Genomic DNA, 16,938 nt, shown 5'->3' with positions numbered 1-16,938 from the left:
CCTCTCCTTTAATCAAATTCTTTTTTATGCCATTCATCTTCAGGAATATCAAGGTCCTCTCCTGAAAAACGCTCTTCTCTGAATACTTCACCGTAGTTATGAAATCCGTTACGCTCCCAGAATCCGGGGCGGTCTTCCTGTAAAAATTCAATCCCTCTGATCCACTTCACACTCTTCCAGAAATACAGGTGTGGTACGATCAGTCTGAATGGATACCCATGCTTTGCTGTCAGCGGCTTTCCTTCAAATGAGTGTGCCAATATAATATCTTCTTTCAGCAGATCCTCAAGCGGTAAATTCGTTTCGTAATCATGGTCTCCATAGATCATCACGTGCTTTGTTCCTTCTGGAATCTCATAGCCTTTCAGTAAGTCCCTGATCGTAACGCCTGTAAATGCATTATCGAATCTCGACCACCTTGTAACGCAGTGGATATCTTTGACAATTGTCGTCTGCGGCAGCTGCATGAGCTCGTCATATGTAAATTTCCTTTTTGCTGCACCCTCACCAAATATCGTGAAATCCCATGTAGCAAGATTGTATTCAGGGACTTCTCCTTCATGCAGAATCGGAAATTTTTCTGTCAGCGTCTGACCTGGCGGGAGTCTGCCATCGTGTGTATTTTTCTGTACCGGCGGCCGAGCTTTTTTCAACCGTTCTGCCTTACCCATTGTTTCACGCTCCTTGTTTACTTCTGTATAAGCCGGCAGATGATCTCCGCTTCAGGCGGACGCTTTCCGCAGGGCCGGCGGTGAGCCTCCTCGCGCTTCGCACTGCGGGGTCTCACCTGTCCGGCTTCTCCTGCTGGAGTCGCCGCCTTACGCTCCAATCATCTGCTGTGCAGACACACTATTTTTTTATTAAATTTAAAAATAAAAAGCCCCTTTCTAAGATAGAAAGAGGCAGAATTAGACTGATTCGACCTCTTATCTCTCAGACCATTACGTCTGTTGGATGTAGCACCGTGTCCCTGCTGAATGTATACAGCGGGGCCGGTTGCCGGGCTTCATAGGGCCAATTCCCTCAGCCAACTCTCGATAAGAGTGGTGTATGTAGTTGGTTGTTTTTGGTTATTGCGATTTCATAATTGCAAGTTTACGGAATTGACTGACGGTTTGTCAACGGGTTTTTTAAAATTAATTTTTGAAGGCTTCCGGTAACCGCTGTTGACCTGCGTTCCAGGCGGATGCTTTCCGCGGGGACGGCGCTGAGCCTCCTCACGCTGCGCCTTGCGGGGTCTCAGCTGTCCGTCACATCCCGCTGGAGTCACCGCCTTCCACTCCGGTCAACAGCTTAATTTGTCTGTTAAAAGTATATATAGTTGGTTGATCAATTATTTCACATCCTTTTAAGTTTGTTAAAAAAATCTTACTATCTGTACAGCGAATGATTGAAGCGGAAGGGGGCGACTCCTGCGGCAGGAAGGGACAGGTGAGGCAATAGCAAAGCCTGCTGGCTCAACGCCCGGCCGCGAAGTCCCCTGAAGCGGAAATCATCCGCCAAACTATAAAGCAGTCATATATTTGCAAACCAAAAATATAATTTTCTGAAAAAACTGCTTGACGGCTTTGAAGATGTCTGCCATAATTCGGTACATGATTTTAAATCCAACCGAATACGTATGAAACTCTTATAAAGAGCAGGTGGAGGGACGAGCCCGATGAAACCCGGCAACCTGTTTCAGCTTATGCTGATTCAAGGTGCTAATTCTCACAGCGACAGCTGAAGGATAAGAGGAAGAACGTTCATTTTGATGTCCGCTTCCTCTTTGGGAGCGGATTTTTTATTTCTGTTTTTGAAAGGATGTCTATAATGTCAAAAATTACAGCGACTTATCTCGTGCATGATGCAAAAGGAAATTTAGAAAAAAAGGCTGAGTCTATTGCCCTTGGTCTGACGGTCGGTTCATGGACGGACCTCCCGGCGGTTGATCAGGAGCAGCTGAAAAAACATAAAGGTGAAGTGGTTTGTGTTAGTAAAATCACGCCTTCAGCGGCGGCAGGTCACCTAGGTGATCGTAAAGCAGGGCTGATTAAAATCGCCTATCCGGCAGCAAACTTCAGCGCTGATATTCCGGCGATTTTGACAACGATTTTTGGAAAGCTTTCACTTGATGGTGAAGTGAAGCTTGTTGATATTGAGCTTGATGAAGCACTTGAGCAGCAGTTCCCTGGTCCCCAGTTCGGAATTGAGTCAATCAGAAATAAGCTTGGCGTTCATGACCGCCCGCTTCTGATGAGTATTTTCAAAGGAATGATTGGACGGGGAACAGATCTTTTTGAAGAGCAGCTCCGTGCACAGGCAGCAGGCGGCGTTGATCTTGTAAAAGATGATGAAATCCTTTTTGATAATCCACTTACGCCTTTTGAAGACCGGATCCGCCGCGGCGTGAAGGTCCTGAATGAAGAATATGAACGTACAGGTCACCGCACGTTATATGCAGTGAACCTGTCAGGAAGAACATTTGATTTGAAAGAGAAAGCACGAAAAGCAGTGTCCCTTGGCGCGAATGCCCTGCTCTTTAACGTATTTGCCTATGGGCTGGATACACTTCAGAGCCTTGCGGAGGATCCATATATTGATGTCCCAATTATGGCGCACCCTGCTGTATCCGGCGCCTTTACCGCTTCACCGCTTTATGGCATTTCAAATCAGGTGCTGCTTGGCAAGCTGCTTCGTCTCTCTGGTGCTGACTTTGTGTTATTCCCTTCTCCATACGGCAGCGTGGCGATGGAAAAGGCTGAAACATTTGCGATCAGAGATGCCCTTACTTCAGAGAGTCGCTTGAAGCGCGCGTTCCCTGTTCCATCAGCCGGTATTCACCCGGGATTGGTTCCACAGCTGATTGAGGACTTTGGAAAAGACTCTATCATTAATGCAGGCGGCGGGATCCATGGTCATCCTGGCGGCGCAGCAGCCGGTGCAAAAGCATTCCGTGACGCGATTGCTGAAGTGCAGGCAGGCGGCACTTTAAAAGACGCTGCTGCAAAATCAGCTGAGCTTGAAAAGGCACTTGCACTATGGGGGTAATCGTATGCAGCGCATAATCTTTTGTGATTTTGATGGCACCATTACAAAATCCGACAATATTATTTCCATCATGCAGCACTTTGATCCACCTGGCTGGGAACCGATTAAAGACCAGATTCTTTCCCGGGAAATATCGATCCGTGAAGGCGTAGGAAAAATGTTCGCAACCCTCCCTTCTTCTCTAAAAGATGAGATCATTCAGTACGTTGTCGAAACGGCTGAGATTCGTGAAGGTTTTGGGGATTTTGTTAGCTATACGAGAAAAGAAAATGTTCCGCTTAACATCGTCAGCGGCGGCATCGACTTTTTCGTTAAGCCTATGTTAAAACCGTATGACCTTGAAAACCAGCTTTACTGTAACGGCAGTGATTTTTCGGGAAATACGATTCAAATTACCTGGCCGCATACATGCGATGATCAATGTTCAAATGATTGCGGCTGTTGTAAGCCAAGTATCATCAGAGAACTTGCTGACGGGAATGCACAAAAAATTGTGATCGGCGATTCTGTTACAGATCTTGAGGCAGCCAAGCTTGCTGATCTTGTTTTTGTCTGTGGTGATTACCTTGAGGAAAAATGCAGGGAGCTGAACCTTCCATATAAGCGTTTTACCCATTTTGATGAAGTGGTTAATTATCTTGAACAGTCAAAGGAGGTTGTACGTCGTTGAAGACACTTGACCTTGAATCCCGCTGGCAGGAGCTTGCTGATGTAAAAGATGCACTTGGCGCAAGAAACTGGTTTCCCGGAACAAGCGGGAACCTGTCGATTAAAGTATCCGATGACCCGCTTGAATTTCTCGTCACAGCAAGCGGTAAGGATAAGTATCGGCGGACATCAGAAGACTTTCTTTTAGTCGATCAGCACAGCAAGCCGGTTGAAGATACTGGATTAAAGCCTTCTGCTGAAACGCTTTTACATCAAAAAGTCTATGAACTGACTGATGCGGGCTGCTCTCTCCATATTCATACCGTGAGCAATAATGTGATTTCCGAGCTATATGCTGAAAAAGGAGAAATTACTTTTCAGCAACAGGAGCTCATCAAAGCATTCAACCTATGGGAGGAAGATGCAGTCTTACGGGTGCCGATTATTGAAAATCCGGCACATATCCCGGACCTTGCAGACCTTTTAGCAGCACAGATTGAAGAGAATGTATTTGGCGTATTGATCCGCAACCACGGCATTACCGTCTGGGGACGGAATGCTTTTGAAGCAAAAAAGCATCTTGAAGCATTTGAATTTCTATTTGAGACACATTTAGCACTGCGACTATACACTCAGGGAGGAAGATAAAAATGGCGACAATTACAATCAGAGATACTCAGGAAACGATTAAAGGTGAAGAACAGGTTCAGGCATTCCTGTCTGACCAGGGCGTATTATTTGAAAAGTGGGATACTGCAAAGCTTCCTGAAAATCTTCAGGGTGTGACAGGACTTTCTGATGAAGATAAGGAAACTGTTCTTTCAGTATTTGACAGCGAGATCCGTTCACTGGCTGAACGCCGCGGCTATCATAACTGGGACGTGATTTCACTGAATGAACAGACGCCGGGTCTTAAAGATCTGTTGAAAAAGTTCGAGCAGGTACATACGCATACAGAAGATGAAGTGCGTGCGATTACTGCAGGATCAGGTATTTTCATTATTAAAAGCGAGGAAAAAGGCTACTTTGATGTGAACCTTGCACCTGGTGATGTAATTTCTGTACCGGTTGATACGCCTCACTTCTTTACGCTGACTGATGAGCGCGAAGTCGTGGCCGTGCGCCTCTTTATTGAAAAAGAAGGCTGGGTTGCTCACCCTTATCACGATCCTGCATTTGAAGAAGCAAAATAAGATGATGAACCGCATCCTTGGAGGGTGCGGTTTTTGTTTTGGAGGCAGTTATTAGTATAGGTCTAATGTCACTTTTCTAAGGACCAAGCTGTTTTTCTTTGAACATACCCTTCTATTCTTTGAACCATACATGTTTTCCTTTGAACAACACACACTCTTCTCTGAACCCCGCCTGATTTTCCACGAACCATCACCATACCCAGCGCACTCATAAACGGCTATTTGTTTGCCTTCTTATTCAAATGGGTACTTATTAATACCTTATAACGCGTTCAAATAATGGACATCCTTTACCCATGAATAAGTCCCTTCTCACTTCCACCCAAACCTTTTAATCATGTAAAATAAAGTACAGATAGGGGGAAATACGCTTTGAGAAAACTACTTCTATTGATCGTCATCGCCTTTGGCCTGTTTCTCTCAAAACCGATGTGGGAAGATCAAATCCCGGAATCGGTTAATCTGTCTGCTGTAAGTGACTTATCAGACCGTGCGACAGCTGCTTTTGAAGGCGGCGGAATTCAAAACGCATGGGAATCTTTACTGGAATCTATGACTGATTTTATTATAGAGATTGATGAGATCATTCAGGACGCACCGGAGCTCTCCGCTGAAAACGAAACAGTTGCAGTGGAGCGGCCGGATCTTTCTGTCCCTTCTGAAAAACTCTTTGCCATTCATAATATCGAGCTTGGACAGACTAAGTCGGATGTCGAGGCTGCAGCAGGACAGGCAAGCCGCAGTTCTATGAATGAATTCGGTGTGAACTGGCACGCTTACCATGAACAATACCAAAACTTTTTTATGGTTTCATATAACGGGGACAATGAAGTGAATGGGTTATTTACTAATCAGGATCTGATCTCTTCATCCCTCCCGCTTAAAATGGGAAGTACGCGTGACGAAGTGAGAGCTGAGCTTGGCACACCTCTTTCTTCTTTAAAAAAAGGATTCGTAAGGTACGAGCTTCAGGATGACGGAGAATATGATTTATTCTCTTTCGACGGCACCTACATTACTGTTTTTTACGACCAGCACGAGAACAATACCGTTACTGCACTACAGGTTGTATCAAAAGATCTGGAAGACCAGCGTGATGCATTATATGCTGAACCTTCTGCTGAGCTTGAAGAAGGATTTAAATATCAGCTGTTTGATGTAACAAATGCAGCACGAGTGATGCACGGACTGAATACACTCAAGTGGGATGAAGCTGTAAGTGAGACAGCACGTAAGCATAGTACAGATATGGCTGAAAACCGCTTTTTCTCGCATGATAACTTAGATGGTGAGTCGCCATTTGACCGAATGGATACAGATGGCATTCAGTACAATGTAGCTGGAGAAAACCTTGCTTACGGTCAGTACAGTGCGATTTTTGCACATGAGGGTCTGATGAATTCACTTGGTCACCGTGAGAATATTTTGAAGCCTGAGTATGGCTACCTTGGAGTTGGCGTAGATTTTAACACAGAGAATCAGCCGTTTTTCACGGAGCTGTTTTTTAATAACTAATGAGATTTATGTGCAGGATAAAATAAATTTCTATTGAAATCTTTGTGCAGCGGAGCGTAAGGCGGTGACTCCGGGACGATTAGAGGGAAGCTGAGACCCCCGCAACCGAAGGCGAGGAGGCTCAAGCTTCACTCCGTCCGGAAAGCATCCGCCTGAAGCGCAACGGAACGATTAAATGGCCAAGACTCGTGTCTCGGCCATTTTTCATTTCCTGAACACAAACCACTTCATAAAAAAGAAGCTCGACAGTGAAGACAATAGCATCGACAGTCCTTTTGCAGTATTCGTCTCAAGCCACTGCGGCAGGAGGTCGGGCTGCTCTATGATCCACAGTCCTCCGATAAACACACCATTTGCGATAAACAAGCTGATAATGGCCTGTGTAATAAATCCGGCAAACTGCTTCTTATTTTTATTTACATTAAACGTATAACGTGAATTCCATATATAACTGTTTAATACTGCAGCTGTGTATGCCAGCGTATTAAATACAGTCAGCAAACCGGGGTCCTGCGTTGGATACAAGATCAGCAGTCCATTCAGTACACCGATATCAAGCAGCGCACATGTAATCCCGATTACACTGTAGGAATAAAATTGTTTAACGCCACGTCTTCTCATATTTACACCTTACTTTTACCTGCTTTTTTGTGCACTGAGATCGTTTCCTGATAGTAGTCCATGAGCTGTGCGGCAGATTCATCCCAGCCGACAGACTGAACTTCATCATGTGCACGCTGTCCCATTTTAGCACGGGCTTCCTTTATTTTCAGCTGTTCCGCCACATGCAGTATGTCTGTGGAATTGGCCGGGTCGAACAGCACGCCGGTCTCCCCATCTGCCACCTGTTCTGCAGTCGGTCCACTTTTTGCAGCTAATACAGGCAGTCCTGCAGCCATTGCTTCCATCAGCACAAGACCTAATGTTTCCGTTGTTGAAGGGAATACAAATACGTCAGATGACGCGTAGGCCTGGGCCAGTTCCTTTCCGTGCATAAAGCCTGTAAAGATGGTGTTTGTGCCGGCAAATTCTTTTTCAAGCGTCTGCCGATTCGGTCCGTCACCCACAATTGCAAGACAGTAATCCTCTGTCTGAGTCAGCAGCGGCTTCACACGCTCAATTTCTTTTTCAGCAGCCAGTCTTCCGACAAAGATCAGCAGTGTTTTATCCTTTTTACCACCAGTCAGCCGCTCTCTCATGTCTTCATGATAAAATTCAGGATGAAACTGTTTTGTATCCACCCCTCTTTTCCAAAGGTGGACATTGCGGAAGCCTTTTTCCTGCAGTTCACCAAGTACCGTTTTAGATGTACAGAGATTCAGACTCGCCCGGTTATGCAGCGTTTTAAAATAAATCCACATCGCAGGCTTCATGTAGGAAAAGTTATAGTAGTCTGCGTATTTCGGTACATGTGTATGATACGAAGCCATCAGCGGCAGCTTCAGTTTCTTAGTATAGTAAATGCCCGTCACGCCGAGAAAAGAGGGATTGACGACGTGAACAATATCCGGGTTAAATGTTTTAAGGTATTTTTTTACTTTTTTTGAGTAGAAGGAAAACTTCCGATCCTCTTTATATAGAAAGAAATTGTATGCAGGGATCCCCGCTACAATCGCACCTTCATACTCTTTGATCCCATGGTCAGGTGCGAGCACCATGACTTCATGCCCCTCACGTCTCAGCCAGCGGATTGACGCACAAAGTCTGGTGACCACTCCGTCCGTTGAGGGCAGAAACGTTTCCGTGATGATTGCAATTCTCATAACATCCTCCAGTTATCAGGTTTGATCAGTAACCGTTTCACGCTTTTCAGGCACGCCAGCCTGTTGGTTTTTCGTCCATACACTTCTTGCAGGGATTTTTGACAGATCCGCCCGATGTGCATAGCGTCTTGCTACTTCAGTTACTTCTTCAAGCAGCCCTCTGTTCAGCATAATGGGGTTAAGTCCTTTTGAAATAAACAGATCGTTTTTGACATGCAGTTCATTTTCCGGTGCTTCATTACGCGGATTTGATACATAGGCGATTTCTCCATTAGTCAATTCACTCACCATTTTAGCGAGATCCCCGACACGGTGCGTTTCAGTCATCTGATTAAAAATCATCACCCGCTCACCTTTTTCCGGAGGGTTCTCTACTGAGAGCTGAATGCAGCGGACAGTATCCTGAATATGGATGAATGCGCGCGTCTGTCTGCCTGTGCCGTGCACGGTAATCGGATAGTCGAGTGCCGCCTGCATTAAAAAGCGGTTCAGTACCGTCCCATAGTCACCATCGTAATCAAAACGGTTAATCAGACGTTCATCAAGATTTGTCTCTGCTGTATTGGTCCCCCACACAATTCCCTGATGAAGGTCTGTAATTCTGATCTGATCATTTTTGTTGTAATACTGGAAGAGAAGCTGATCCTGTGATTTCGTCATATGGTAGACTGATCCCGGGTTTGTCGGATATAGAATCTGCTGTTCCACCCGGTCTCCCTGATCAGTTTTCACTTCCACATCCAGGTAACCTTCCGGAATTTTGACCCCTGCCGTTCCGTAGCCGTAAACGCCCATCGTCCCTAGGTGTACAAGGTGGATATCCTGACCTGATTCTGCAATTGCACAAAGCAGGTTATGTGTAGCGTTCATATTATTGTTCACAGTGTAGCGCTTGTGCCGCGGAGATTTCATGGAGTATGGTGCTGAGCGCTGTTCAGCAAAATGAATGATTGCGCCTGGTTTTTCGTCCTGTATCACCTGAAACAGCCTGTCATAATCCTCAGCAAGATTCAGATTAATATGGCGGATCTCCTGACCTGTCAGCTCTTTCCACGCCTCAATTCTCGTACCCAGAGGCCTGATCGGTGTCAGCGACTCCACCTCAAGCTCATTATCAATGTTTCGCCTCGAAAGGTTATCAATGATTACAACCTCATAACCCTCATTTGATAAATGCAGCGATGTCGGCCAGCCGCAAAAACCGTCCCCTCCAAGCACGAGTATTTTCTTATTCAGATAAAGGTTCTGATTCAGTTCATCAGTCACATCGCTCACTCCCCATACACAGAATATTCGTTAATTAATTTCTATTGTAGCTTTTTTGTGTTGTGATGCCTAATGATTCACTGTAAAGCTTGTGTTTAGATTTCAGGACAACGAAAAAAACGGCTCACATATGTGAACCGTTTTTCCATTCCCGCCTTAGAAGCGAGTAGCTATAATGATCATAGTATTTACCCTGAAAAAGGTGCTTATCCCGCACTAAACCTTCCTGTTTAAAGCCCAGCCGTTCAAGCAATTTCATAGAAGCAGTGTTTCCTTTAGCCGCATATGCTTCAATCCGGTTCAGTTTCATCTGATCAAAGCCATGTTCGATCATTGCCGTGACGGCTTCGCTTCCAAAACCCTTTCCCCACTCGGACGGAGTCAGGTCATAGCCGATCTCTGCAATATTATTAAACCGGTCCCACTGATGGAATCCGCATGTGCCGATCAAAGTGGCGCTTTCTTTTTTTACGATGGCCCAGCGATTGTTGTTCTTTTTAGGATGATAGGCGTTGAACAGGATAAAGTTCTCCGCTTCCTCAAGCTCCGTATATACCTCTTCATCTAGTAAATACCGGCAGACAACCGGGTCTGAAAAGTGGTTAAAAATGAACTGTGTATGCTCTTGTGTCAGTGGTGTCAGAATTAACCTTTCTGTTTCAACTTCAGCAAAAGGTCTCACTTCTTATTTTCGTACTCCGGATTTTTTTCAAGTTCAATCCTCTTTTGTTTTCGCACCCACAGCATACCTGTTACAGCCACCACAAAAAATAAAATGTAAATCCCAAGTTCCAGATTGCTTACTGTTTCCATCGTAATATCATCAATCATCAGTACATTGATCAGACGAAAATTCAAACCAAGCGCTCCGCCAATCAGCAGTCCGAGAAAAATTTTCTCGCGGGATTTTAATTGTTCCATTCTTGTCGATTCAGAAGCATTGCTCATTAAGATCGTTCCTTTCACATCTGTTGTTCTTTAACTATATCAAAGAAACCGCCCGAATTATGCAAAATCTTAACGAATCCAGTACCGTCTGATCAGAATGCCATTCTCATCGGCATCCTGTGGGTCTCTGAGACCGCCATTTGCCTCAATTGTTTTATAGGACCCCGGATTATCGTCATTGCATGTGATAAGCACTTCGTTTATCCCAAGCTTTCTTGCTTCCTTCAGTGAAAGCTTAAGAATCTCAGTTGCATAACCCTTTTTTCGTTCGTAAGGTCTGACGCCATAACCGATGTGCCCTCCGTACTGAGAAAGCCGCTCTGTCAGCTTGTGCCGGATATGAGCAGCACCGAGTATTTTCTCTTCCTGATTAATTAAAAAGAATAGTGAAGAGCTTACCCATCCTTCAGGAAGGCCGATCCCCTGCTCCTCATTTCTCCAGTTCTCCACCTGCTCATCAAACCCCATTTCCACCGGCATAGAAGCGTTAGGAATAATTTCTTCCCCCGATGTCTGCCATTCTTTTATGTAGTCCCTGTAAGACTCTTCAGTTATCAAATTCGGTTTAACTAATTGAACTCTTTCCATATAAGTTCCCCCACCCTTTACTTCCAATAATTTCTTTTATCTATGGTATCTTTATAATAGAGAAAAGAGAAGACCTTTTATTAAAAAGCTTTGTTAAAGTCCATTGTTATTAATACACAGCTGATGATCGGAGCGTAAGGGGGCGACTCCTGTGGCAGGAAGGGACAGGTGAGGCCTAGGCGAAGCCTGCGGGCTCACCGCCCGGCCGCGGAAAGCGTCCCCCCTCTCGCTGCGATCATCAGCCAATTTTAACAGCACATATTAAAAATATGAAAGTGGTGATCGTATGACTCGCAGACTTGCGCTTGTTACCGGCGTTGGAAGAAAAATAGGGATTGGTGCAGCACTAGCTGAAAGATTAGCAGCAGACGGAATGGATATTCTATTTACCTACTGGCACGCTTATGACCGTGAAGTGTCTTCTCATGAAAGAAGTGAGGATCCGGACGATATTCTGGCTTTATGCCGGGAAAAAAGTGTTCACGCTGAAATGATTGAGCTGAATTTAGCTGATCCCCAATCCATTGATGAATTATATGCTTACTGTGAATCAGTCTTTGGACGTTACCCTGATACGCTGATTCATAATGCGGCTGTTTCAATCAATGATACGATCGAAACGGTGACAGCAGATCAGCTTGATCAGCATTATGCTATAAATACACGCGCTGTTACGCTGCTCACGCAAAAGTTCCTGAAACACTTTGAATACGATTTTGGAAGGGTGATCTGTCTGACAACCGGATGGGCACAGGGACCAATGCCGGATGAGCTGCCCTATGCAATGACGAAATCCACGATGGATACGCTGGTTTATACGATCTCTCCGGTTCTCGCTAAAAGAAAAATCACGATTAACGTCATTAACCCCGGACCGACTGATACAGGCTGGATGAATGATGAACTGAGAGAAACATTATTAAAGCGCTCTCCGCAGGGACGGATGGGACAGCCTTCAGATACTGCAAATCTGGCATCATTTCTGGTTAGTGAGCAGGCGCAGTGGGTGACTGGTCAGACGATTCATTCAGAAGGCGGGTTTATTAACCACTTCTGATCACTTACTTATTTCTGACACCATTATGTGACTAATCAACTAATTCCTTAGTTAGCCGAAAATATTTCTGTTAAAATATTTACACAATTCAAACAATACCCTATTATGGAACATGACATTGAAAGTGTTTACATATGATATATAACAGTGTCAGATTACATAATGAAGGGGGAAACTGAATGAATGCGATTGCTTTAGCGGCGATCGGTCTGTTTGTGTTTGTGCTTGGCTACAGATTTTATTCGAAATTTGTTGCTGAGAAAATATACAGACTTGATCCAAACTACGTTACGCCTGCACATCGCTACAAAGACGGCGTCGATTTTGTACCGACGAATAAGTTTGTGCTCTGGGGACACCACTTTACGTCTGTAGCCGGTGCTGCACCAATTTTAGGACCTGCCATTGCAGTTTACTGGGGCTGGCTTCCTGCCGTGCTCTGGGTTGTGCTTGGTACAGTATTTGCTGCCGGAGTTCATGACTTTGGAACACTCGTTGTTTCTGTCAGAAATAAAGGGCAGTCAATGGGAACACTTGCAAATAAACTAGTTGGCCAGCGTGCAAAGATTTTGTTCTTATTTATTATTTTAATTCTTGTACTAATGGTTAACGCTGTATTTGCATGGGTGATTGCCAACCTGTTTATCACTTTCCCATCAAGCGTCCTGCCGGTATTTATACAGATTCCGCTTGCGATCTGGATTGGGCATGCGGTGTATAAGCGCAATGCAAAAATGCTTGTGCCATCGCTTGTTGCACTTGCAGTGATGTACATTGTAGCTGTACTTGCAGCAGAATATCAGATCCTGCAGATTGACCTTGTCCGCTATATGGGTGGTGAAGACGGTGCCGGGATCTTTGGACTTGGCGCCATTTCAACTGCATTCTTTATCTGGATTGTTATTTTGATGATCTATGTCTACATCGCGTCTACTCTTCCTGTATGGAAGCTGCTTCAGCCGCGTGACTTTATTAATTCACACCAGCTTGTCGTTGGTCTTGGTATTCTGTATCTTGGACTGTTATTTACAAACCCTGAGATTACAGCGCCAATCACGAACCCTGATGCAAATGATGTATCATGGTTCCCACTACTCTTTATCACAATTGCCTGTGGTGCGATTTCAGGCTTCCATGGACTGGTTTCATCAGGAACGTCTTCTAAGCAATTGAATAAAGAAACAGATGCACGCTTTGTTGGTTATGCAGGGGCTGTTGGTGAAGGTGTGCTTGCACTGATCTCAATCATTGCAGTTATCACGTTCTTCCCGAATGCCGATGCATTTAAAGAATCTTATAACAGCTTTGCAGCAGCAAGCGGCGGCGGTCTTGGCAACTTTGTACAGGGTGCCGGTCAGCTTGCTGGCGGACTTGGAATTCCGGCTGAAGTCGCTGCGACAATCGTTTCAATTATCGTTGTCAGCTTTGCGGCAACAACGCTTGATACGTCCGTTCGTCTGATGCGTTACATCATTTCTGAACTCGGTACAGAATATAAAGTACCTGCACTTGAAAAAACGCATGTTGCTACAACAATTGCTGTTGTATCAAGTGCTGCGCTTGTGCTCATCCCTGAAGGTCCTAACGGCTTCGGTTCAGGCGGTTACCTGCTGTGGCCGTTATTCGGTACATCCAATCAGCTCTTAGCAGGGATCAACCTGTTACTGATTTCAATCTGGCTGAAGAGGCTTGGCAGAAACTACCTGATCACACTGATTCCAATGGTCTTCCTGATGTTCATGACGCTTTATGCCATGATCAGTCAGGTGTTCACTCAGTGGGCATGGTGGAATGAGCAATCAAGTACGCTGCTGTTTGTGTTCGGTGCGCTGATCTTAGGATTTGCACTTTGGATCTGTCTGACAGCGATCTCTACGCTGATGTCTAAAAACCAGACGCCGATTGACCCGAACGAATAAGATTGTGGCAGGAAAGGGATGTGGTCCTTTCCTGTTTTTTAATTAGAAAAGCGGAAGCAGGCGTTCAGGTCCGACAAGCATAAGACGCAATGAGAGAAATGGGTGACCTTTCCCATTTTCTCATTGTGGCTTATGACTCGAGGCCCTGCCTGCTGGAGCTGGACACCTTAGAAAAGCGGAAGGCGCTTGGTCAGCTCTGACGGGCATAAGACGCGGAGCGGAAAATGGGCGATCTTCCCATTTACCGATGCGTGGCTTATGGACCCGAAGAGCTAGCGCCTGGAGCTGGACACTTAGAAAAGCGGAGGCGCCTTGTTCAGACCCGACAAGCAGTAATCTTCCTCATGTATAATATTGATAACTAATTACCTAAGGAGGTGCTCACCCATGCTTGACCATGTCAAAAAACTCATTGCCTACTATGAAGAAGTGCTGAGCATGCCCCACCGCCAGGAAATCGCACGGGAATTAAGGAATGAGGATGATCTATTTTTGCTCATGCTCTACTCTGAAATGATCGGCATTCCAAACCCGGTCTACTATTATACGCTCGAGCTTTACCCTCATATGATCGAAAAATTTCACGATTGGCACCTGCGGATGGGAATGGAGAAATCTCCGCTCTCAGGCATCCGCTGCTGCTGATAAAGGAGCCGTTGGATGGATATTTTAAAGAATAATATTTTATTTGTCGGTGGTAAGGGCGGCGTTGGCAAATCCACGTCTGCTGCAGCCATCGCATGGAAATCTGCGAAGCAGGGTCACCGCACGCTGCTTGTATCAACTGATCCCGCTCATAACGTCGGGGATATCTTTGATCGTAAAATCGGCGGTAAAAATACTGAAATCGCACCCAATTTATTCGCGCTTGAGATTGATCCGGAGATTGAAACAGCGAATTATATTAAAGGTGTAAAGGCCAACATCAAGGGTGTGGTACACGCCGGCATGATGGAAGAGGTTCACAGACAGCTCGATACTGCCAAATCATCACCCGGTGCGGATGAAGCTGCACTTTTCGATAAGCTGATTTCAATTGTATTAGAAGAACGGGAAAAGTTTGATAAAATCGTTTTTGACACAGCACCAACCGGGCATACGATCCGCCTTCTTACACTGCCAGAACTGATGGGTATCTGGATTGAAGGACTGCTTGAAAAACGCCGGAAAACCAATGAGAATTACGCTGCGCTTTTAAATGACGGAGAGCCCGTGGAAGACCCGATCTATGACGTACTGAGAACGCGTCAGGACCGCTTTTCAAGAGCACGCGAAATCCTGCTTGATCCGAAGGAAACAGGGTTTGTATTCGTGTTGAATCCTGAGCGGCTCCCGATTCTTGAAACAGAAAAAGCGCTTCAGCTGCTCGATCAATATGACCTTCATGTCAACACGCTTATCGTTAATAAAGTACTGCCTGATGATGTGGACGGCTCTTTTATGCAGGAACGTAAAAAGCATGAGAAACCGCATTTAGAAAAGATTAAAGAGATATTTAAAAAACAGGAACTGATCTATGTTCCATTTTCATCGCAGGATATTGTGAATAAAGATTTACTGGAGTGGTTCAGCGGACAGCTTGATTAGAAGAGTTGAATTACTACAAGCTTGGCGCGGATTGCTACAAGTTTGCGGGTGGATTGCTACAACTTCCGCGCTGACCACGACAACTTCAGAACAAACCCGTGCAACTTCAGCGGAGATTGCTACATCTCTGCCCCAGCCGCTTTCCAGCCAGCAAAAAACAGGATGAACACTCATCCTGTTTTTTAATACCTTATTTAAGAAAATAGCTCAGGCAGCTGATTAATCATCGTATAACCGCCAAGGTAAGCCATGACCACTACAATCAGAACACCAAAACCCGTTAACCATTTTGGATGATTATAGTCGCCAACAATTTTCTTATTATGTGCTGCAAGTAAAATCACACCAAGTGAAATTGGCAGGATTAGTCCGTTTAACGCACCTGCAAGAATAAGCAGTGTAACCGGCTGCCCGATTGACGCAAAAATGGCTGTTGAAGCCGTAATAAAACCGACGATCAGAAACTTCTCGTATTTTGCTAAAAATGGACTGAACGTCTTGATAAAGGAAACTGACGTATAAGCAGCCCCGATGACTGAACTGATTGCCGCTGACCACATCACAACGCCGAAGATTTTATAACCGATATTACCCGCCGCAAGCTGGAATACAGATGCCGGCGGGTTATCCGGATTAATTTCAAGACCCTGTGCCACGACACCAAGTGTGGCAAGGAATAGAAAGATTCTGATGATCGAAGCGAGTCCGATCGCAGATACTGCACTTTTATTGACTTCAGGGATATTCTTCGTACCACTCAGGCCCGCATCAAGCAGTCTGTGCCCCCCTGCAAATGTGATGTACCCGCCGACTGTACCGCCGACCAGTGTCACGATTGCAAGAAAATCTACTGTTTCAGGGACAAACGAGCGTGCCACAGCTTCTCCAAGCGGTGGCTGTGACTGGAACATCACAAATACAGTCAGTCCAATCATCAGAAAACCAAGTACCTGTATAAAGCGGTCCATGATCCGTGCAGCTTCCCGCACAAGGAAAATCCCGATTGCGATAAGTCCGCTGAACAAGGCACCCATTTCGGGCGAAACACCGAAGAGAACATTGGTACCAAGGCCCGCTCCCCCGATGTTTCCGATATTAAACGCGAGACCGCCAAGTACAACGAGTGCGGCTAACACAATGCCAAGCCCGGGGAGTACTTCATTGGCAATTTCCTGCGCACGTTTACCGGAAACCGTGATAATACGCCAGATATTCATCTGCACACCGATATCAATAATAATAGAAATTAAAATCACAAACCCAAAGCTCGCTGCAAGCGTCTGTGTAAATGTTGTTGTCTGTGTTAAAAAGCCCGGTCCGACGGCGGATGTCGCCATTAGAAAAGCAGCACCGAGCAGTATACTGCGATTTGATTCTGGTTTTTTCATAGCTGTGTTGTTCCTTTCCTGTTGTATGTAAAGCTC

17 protein-coding genes and 2 riboswitches are annotated in these 16,938 nt (G+C 45.3%); of the genes, 9 read left to right on the top strand and 8 right to left on the bottom strand.

Annotation, left to right across the window (positions count from 1 at the left end):
- Nucleotides 1–8 precede the first annotated feature (8 nt).
- The gene (locus ACH6CZ_RS07730) at nt 9–671 is read right to left on the bottom strand and encodes a sulfite oxidase-like oxidoreductase (RefSeq protein WP_374096856.1); all 663 of its coding nucleotides are present in this window, start codon (nt 669–671) and stop codon (nt 9–11) included.
- A gap of 252 nt (nt 672–923) precedes the next feature.
- Nucleotides 924–1,044: riboswitch (SAM riboswitch) on the bottom strand.
- Between the two features lie 583 nt (nt 1,045–1,627).
- Nucleotides 1,628–1,736, top strand: a riboswitch (SAM riboswitch).
- A gap of 76 nt (nt 1,737–1,812) precedes the next feature.
- Between ACH6CZ_RS07730 and ACH6CZ_RS07725 the strand changes: the two genes are divergently transcribed.
- From ACH6CZ_RS07725 to ACH6CZ_RS07705, 5 genes are all read left to right on the top strand, one after another.
- Nucleotides 1,813–3,030 (top strand): 2,3-diketo-5-methylthiopentyl-1-phosphate enolase, encoded by a 1,218-nt coding sequence (locus ACH6CZ_RS07725; protein ID WP_374096855.1) that lies wholly within the window; start codon nt 1,813–1,815, stop codon nt 3,028–3,030.
- Nucleotides 3,031–3,034: 4 nt separating this feature from the next.
- Complete coding sequence (locus ACH6CZ_RS07720) at nt 3,035–3,700, top strand: 2-hydroxy-3-keto-5-methylthiopentenyl-1-phosphate phosphatase (protein ID WP_374096854.1); 666 nt, start codon at nt 3,035–3,037, stop codon at nt 3,698–3,700.
- Nucleotides 3,697–4,326 (top strand): methylthioribulose 1-phosphate dehydratase, encoded by a 630-nt coding sequence (locus ACH6CZ_RS07715; protein WP_374096853.1) that lies wholly within the window; start codon nt 3,697–3,699, stop codon nt 4,324–4,326. The genes ACH6CZ_RS07720 and ACH6CZ_RS07715 overlap by 4 nt, the downstream gene beginning before the upstream one ends.
- Nucleotides 4,327–4,328: 2 nt before the next feature.
- Complete coding sequence (locus tag ACH6CZ_RS07710; protein WP_374096852.1) at nt 4,329–4,871, top strand: 1,2-dihydroxy-3-keto-5-methylthiopentene dioxygenase; 543 nt, start codon at nt 4,329–4,331, stop codon at nt 4,869–4,871.
- A gap of 372 nt (nt 4,872–5,243) precedes the next feature.
- A complete protein-coding gene (locus ACH6CZ_RS07705) occupies nt 5,244–6,386 on the top strand; it encodes a CAP domain-containing protein (RefSeq protein WP_374096851.1) in 1,143 nt (380 codons plus the stop codon).
- 204 nt (nt 6,387–6,590) lie between these two features.
- Here ACH6CZ_RS07705 and ACH6CZ_RS07700 read toward each other — a convergent pair whose 3' ends face one another.
- The 6 genes from ACH6CZ_RS07700 to ACH6CZ_RS07675 form a co-directional block, all read right to left on the bottom strand.
- Nucleotides 6,591–7,007 carry a GtrA family protein gene (locus tag ACH6CZ_RS07700; RefSeq protein ID WP_374096850.1) on the bottom strand — a complete coding sequence of 139 codons (417 nt, stop codon included), beginning with the start codon at nt 7,005–7,007 and terminating at the stop codon, nt 6,591–6,593.
- Nucleotides 7,008–7,009: 2 nt separating this feature from the next.
- Nucleotides 7,010–8,149 (bottom strand): glycosyltransferase family 4 protein, encoded by a 1,140-nt coding sequence (locus tag ACH6CZ_RS07695; RefSeq protein WP_374096849.1) that lies wholly within the window; start codon nt 8,147–8,149, stop codon nt 7,010–7,012.
- A 15-nt stretch (nt 8,150–8,164) separates the two neighbouring features.
- Nucleotides 8,165–9,415, bottom strand: a complete 1,251-nt coding sequence (locus tag ACH6CZ_RS07690; protein WP_374096848.1) for an NAD-dependent epimerase/dehydratase family protein — start codon at nt 9,413–9,415, stop codon at nt 8,165–8,167.
- A gap of 124 nt (nt 9,416–9,539) precedes the next feature.
- A complete protein-coding gene (locus tag ACH6CZ_RS07685) occupies nt 9,540–10,097 on the bottom strand; it encodes a GNAT family N-acetyltransferase (RefSeq protein ID WP_374096847.1) in 558 nt (185 codons plus the stop codon).
- Entirely contained in the window at nt 10,094–10,363 is a 270-nt protein-coding gene (locus tag ACH6CZ_RS07680) for a hypothetical protein (RefSeq protein ID WP_374096846.1), read from the bottom strand. The genes ACH6CZ_RS07685 and ACH6CZ_RS07680 overlap by 4 nt, the downstream gene beginning before the upstream one ends.
- A gap of 69 nt (nt 10,364–10,432) precedes the next feature.
- Nucleotides 10,433–10,951 (bottom strand): GNAT family N-acetyltransferase, encoded by a 519-nt coding sequence (locus tag ACH6CZ_RS07675; RefSeq protein ID WP_374096845.1) that lies wholly within the window; start codon nt 10,949–10,951, stop codon nt 10,433–10,435.
- A gap of 286 nt (nt 10,952–11,237) precedes the next feature.
- On the opposite strand from ACH6CZ_RS07675, the gene ACH6CZ_RS07670 reads away from it, so the two are divergent.
- The 4 genes from ACH6CZ_RS07670 (at nt 11,238) to ACH6CZ_RS07655 (ending at nt 15,514) form a co-directional block, all read left to right on the top strand.
- On the top strand, nt 11,238–12,008 hold the full coding sequence (locus ACH6CZ_RS07670) for an SDR family oxidoreductase (protein WP_374096844.1): 771 nt from the start codon (nt 11,238–11,240) through the stop codon (nt 12,006–12,008).
- A gap of 179 nt (nt 12,009–12,187) precedes the next feature.
- Nucleotides 12,188–13,927 (top strand): carbon starvation CstA family protein, encoded by a 1,740-nt coding sequence (locus tag ACH6CZ_RS07665; protein ID WP_374096843.1) that lies wholly within the window; start codon nt 12,188–12,190, stop codon nt 13,925–13,927.
- A 387-nt stretch (nt 13,928–14,314) separates the two neighbouring features.
- Nucleotides 14,315–14,572: a cory-CC-star protein gene (locus ACH6CZ_RS07660; protein ID WP_039812209.1), complete on the top strand. Its 258-nt coding sequence runs from the start codon at nt 14,315–14,317 to the stop codon at nt 14,570–14,572.
- Nucleotides 14,573–14,587: 15 nt separating this feature from the next.
- Complete coding sequence (locus ACH6CZ_RS07655) at nt 14,588–15,514, top strand: ArsA family ATPase (protein ID WP_374096842.1); 927 nt, start codon at nt 14,588–14,590, stop codon at nt 15,512–15,514.
- 194 nt (nt 15,515–15,708) lie between these two features.
- Here ACH6CZ_RS07655 and ACH6CZ_RS07650 read toward each other — a convergent pair whose 3' ends face one another.
- On the bottom strand, nt 15,709–16,902 hold the full coding sequence (locus ACH6CZ_RS07650; protein WP_374096841.1) for an NRAMP family divalent metal transporter: 1,194 nt from the start codon (nt 16,900–16,902) through the stop codon (nt 15,709–15,711).
- Nucleotides 16,903–16,938 lie beyond the last annotated feature (36 nt).

The organism is Jeotgalibacillus sp. JSM ZJ347, from assembly GCF_044383825.1.
In the GTDB taxonomy this organism is placed as follows: Bacteria; Bacillota; Bacilli; order Bacillales; family Jeotgalibacillaceae; genus Jeotgalibacillus.
The sequence above is the reverse complement of the archived record's forward strand: the minus strand, read 5'-3'. Positions and strand labels throughout refer to the sequence as shown.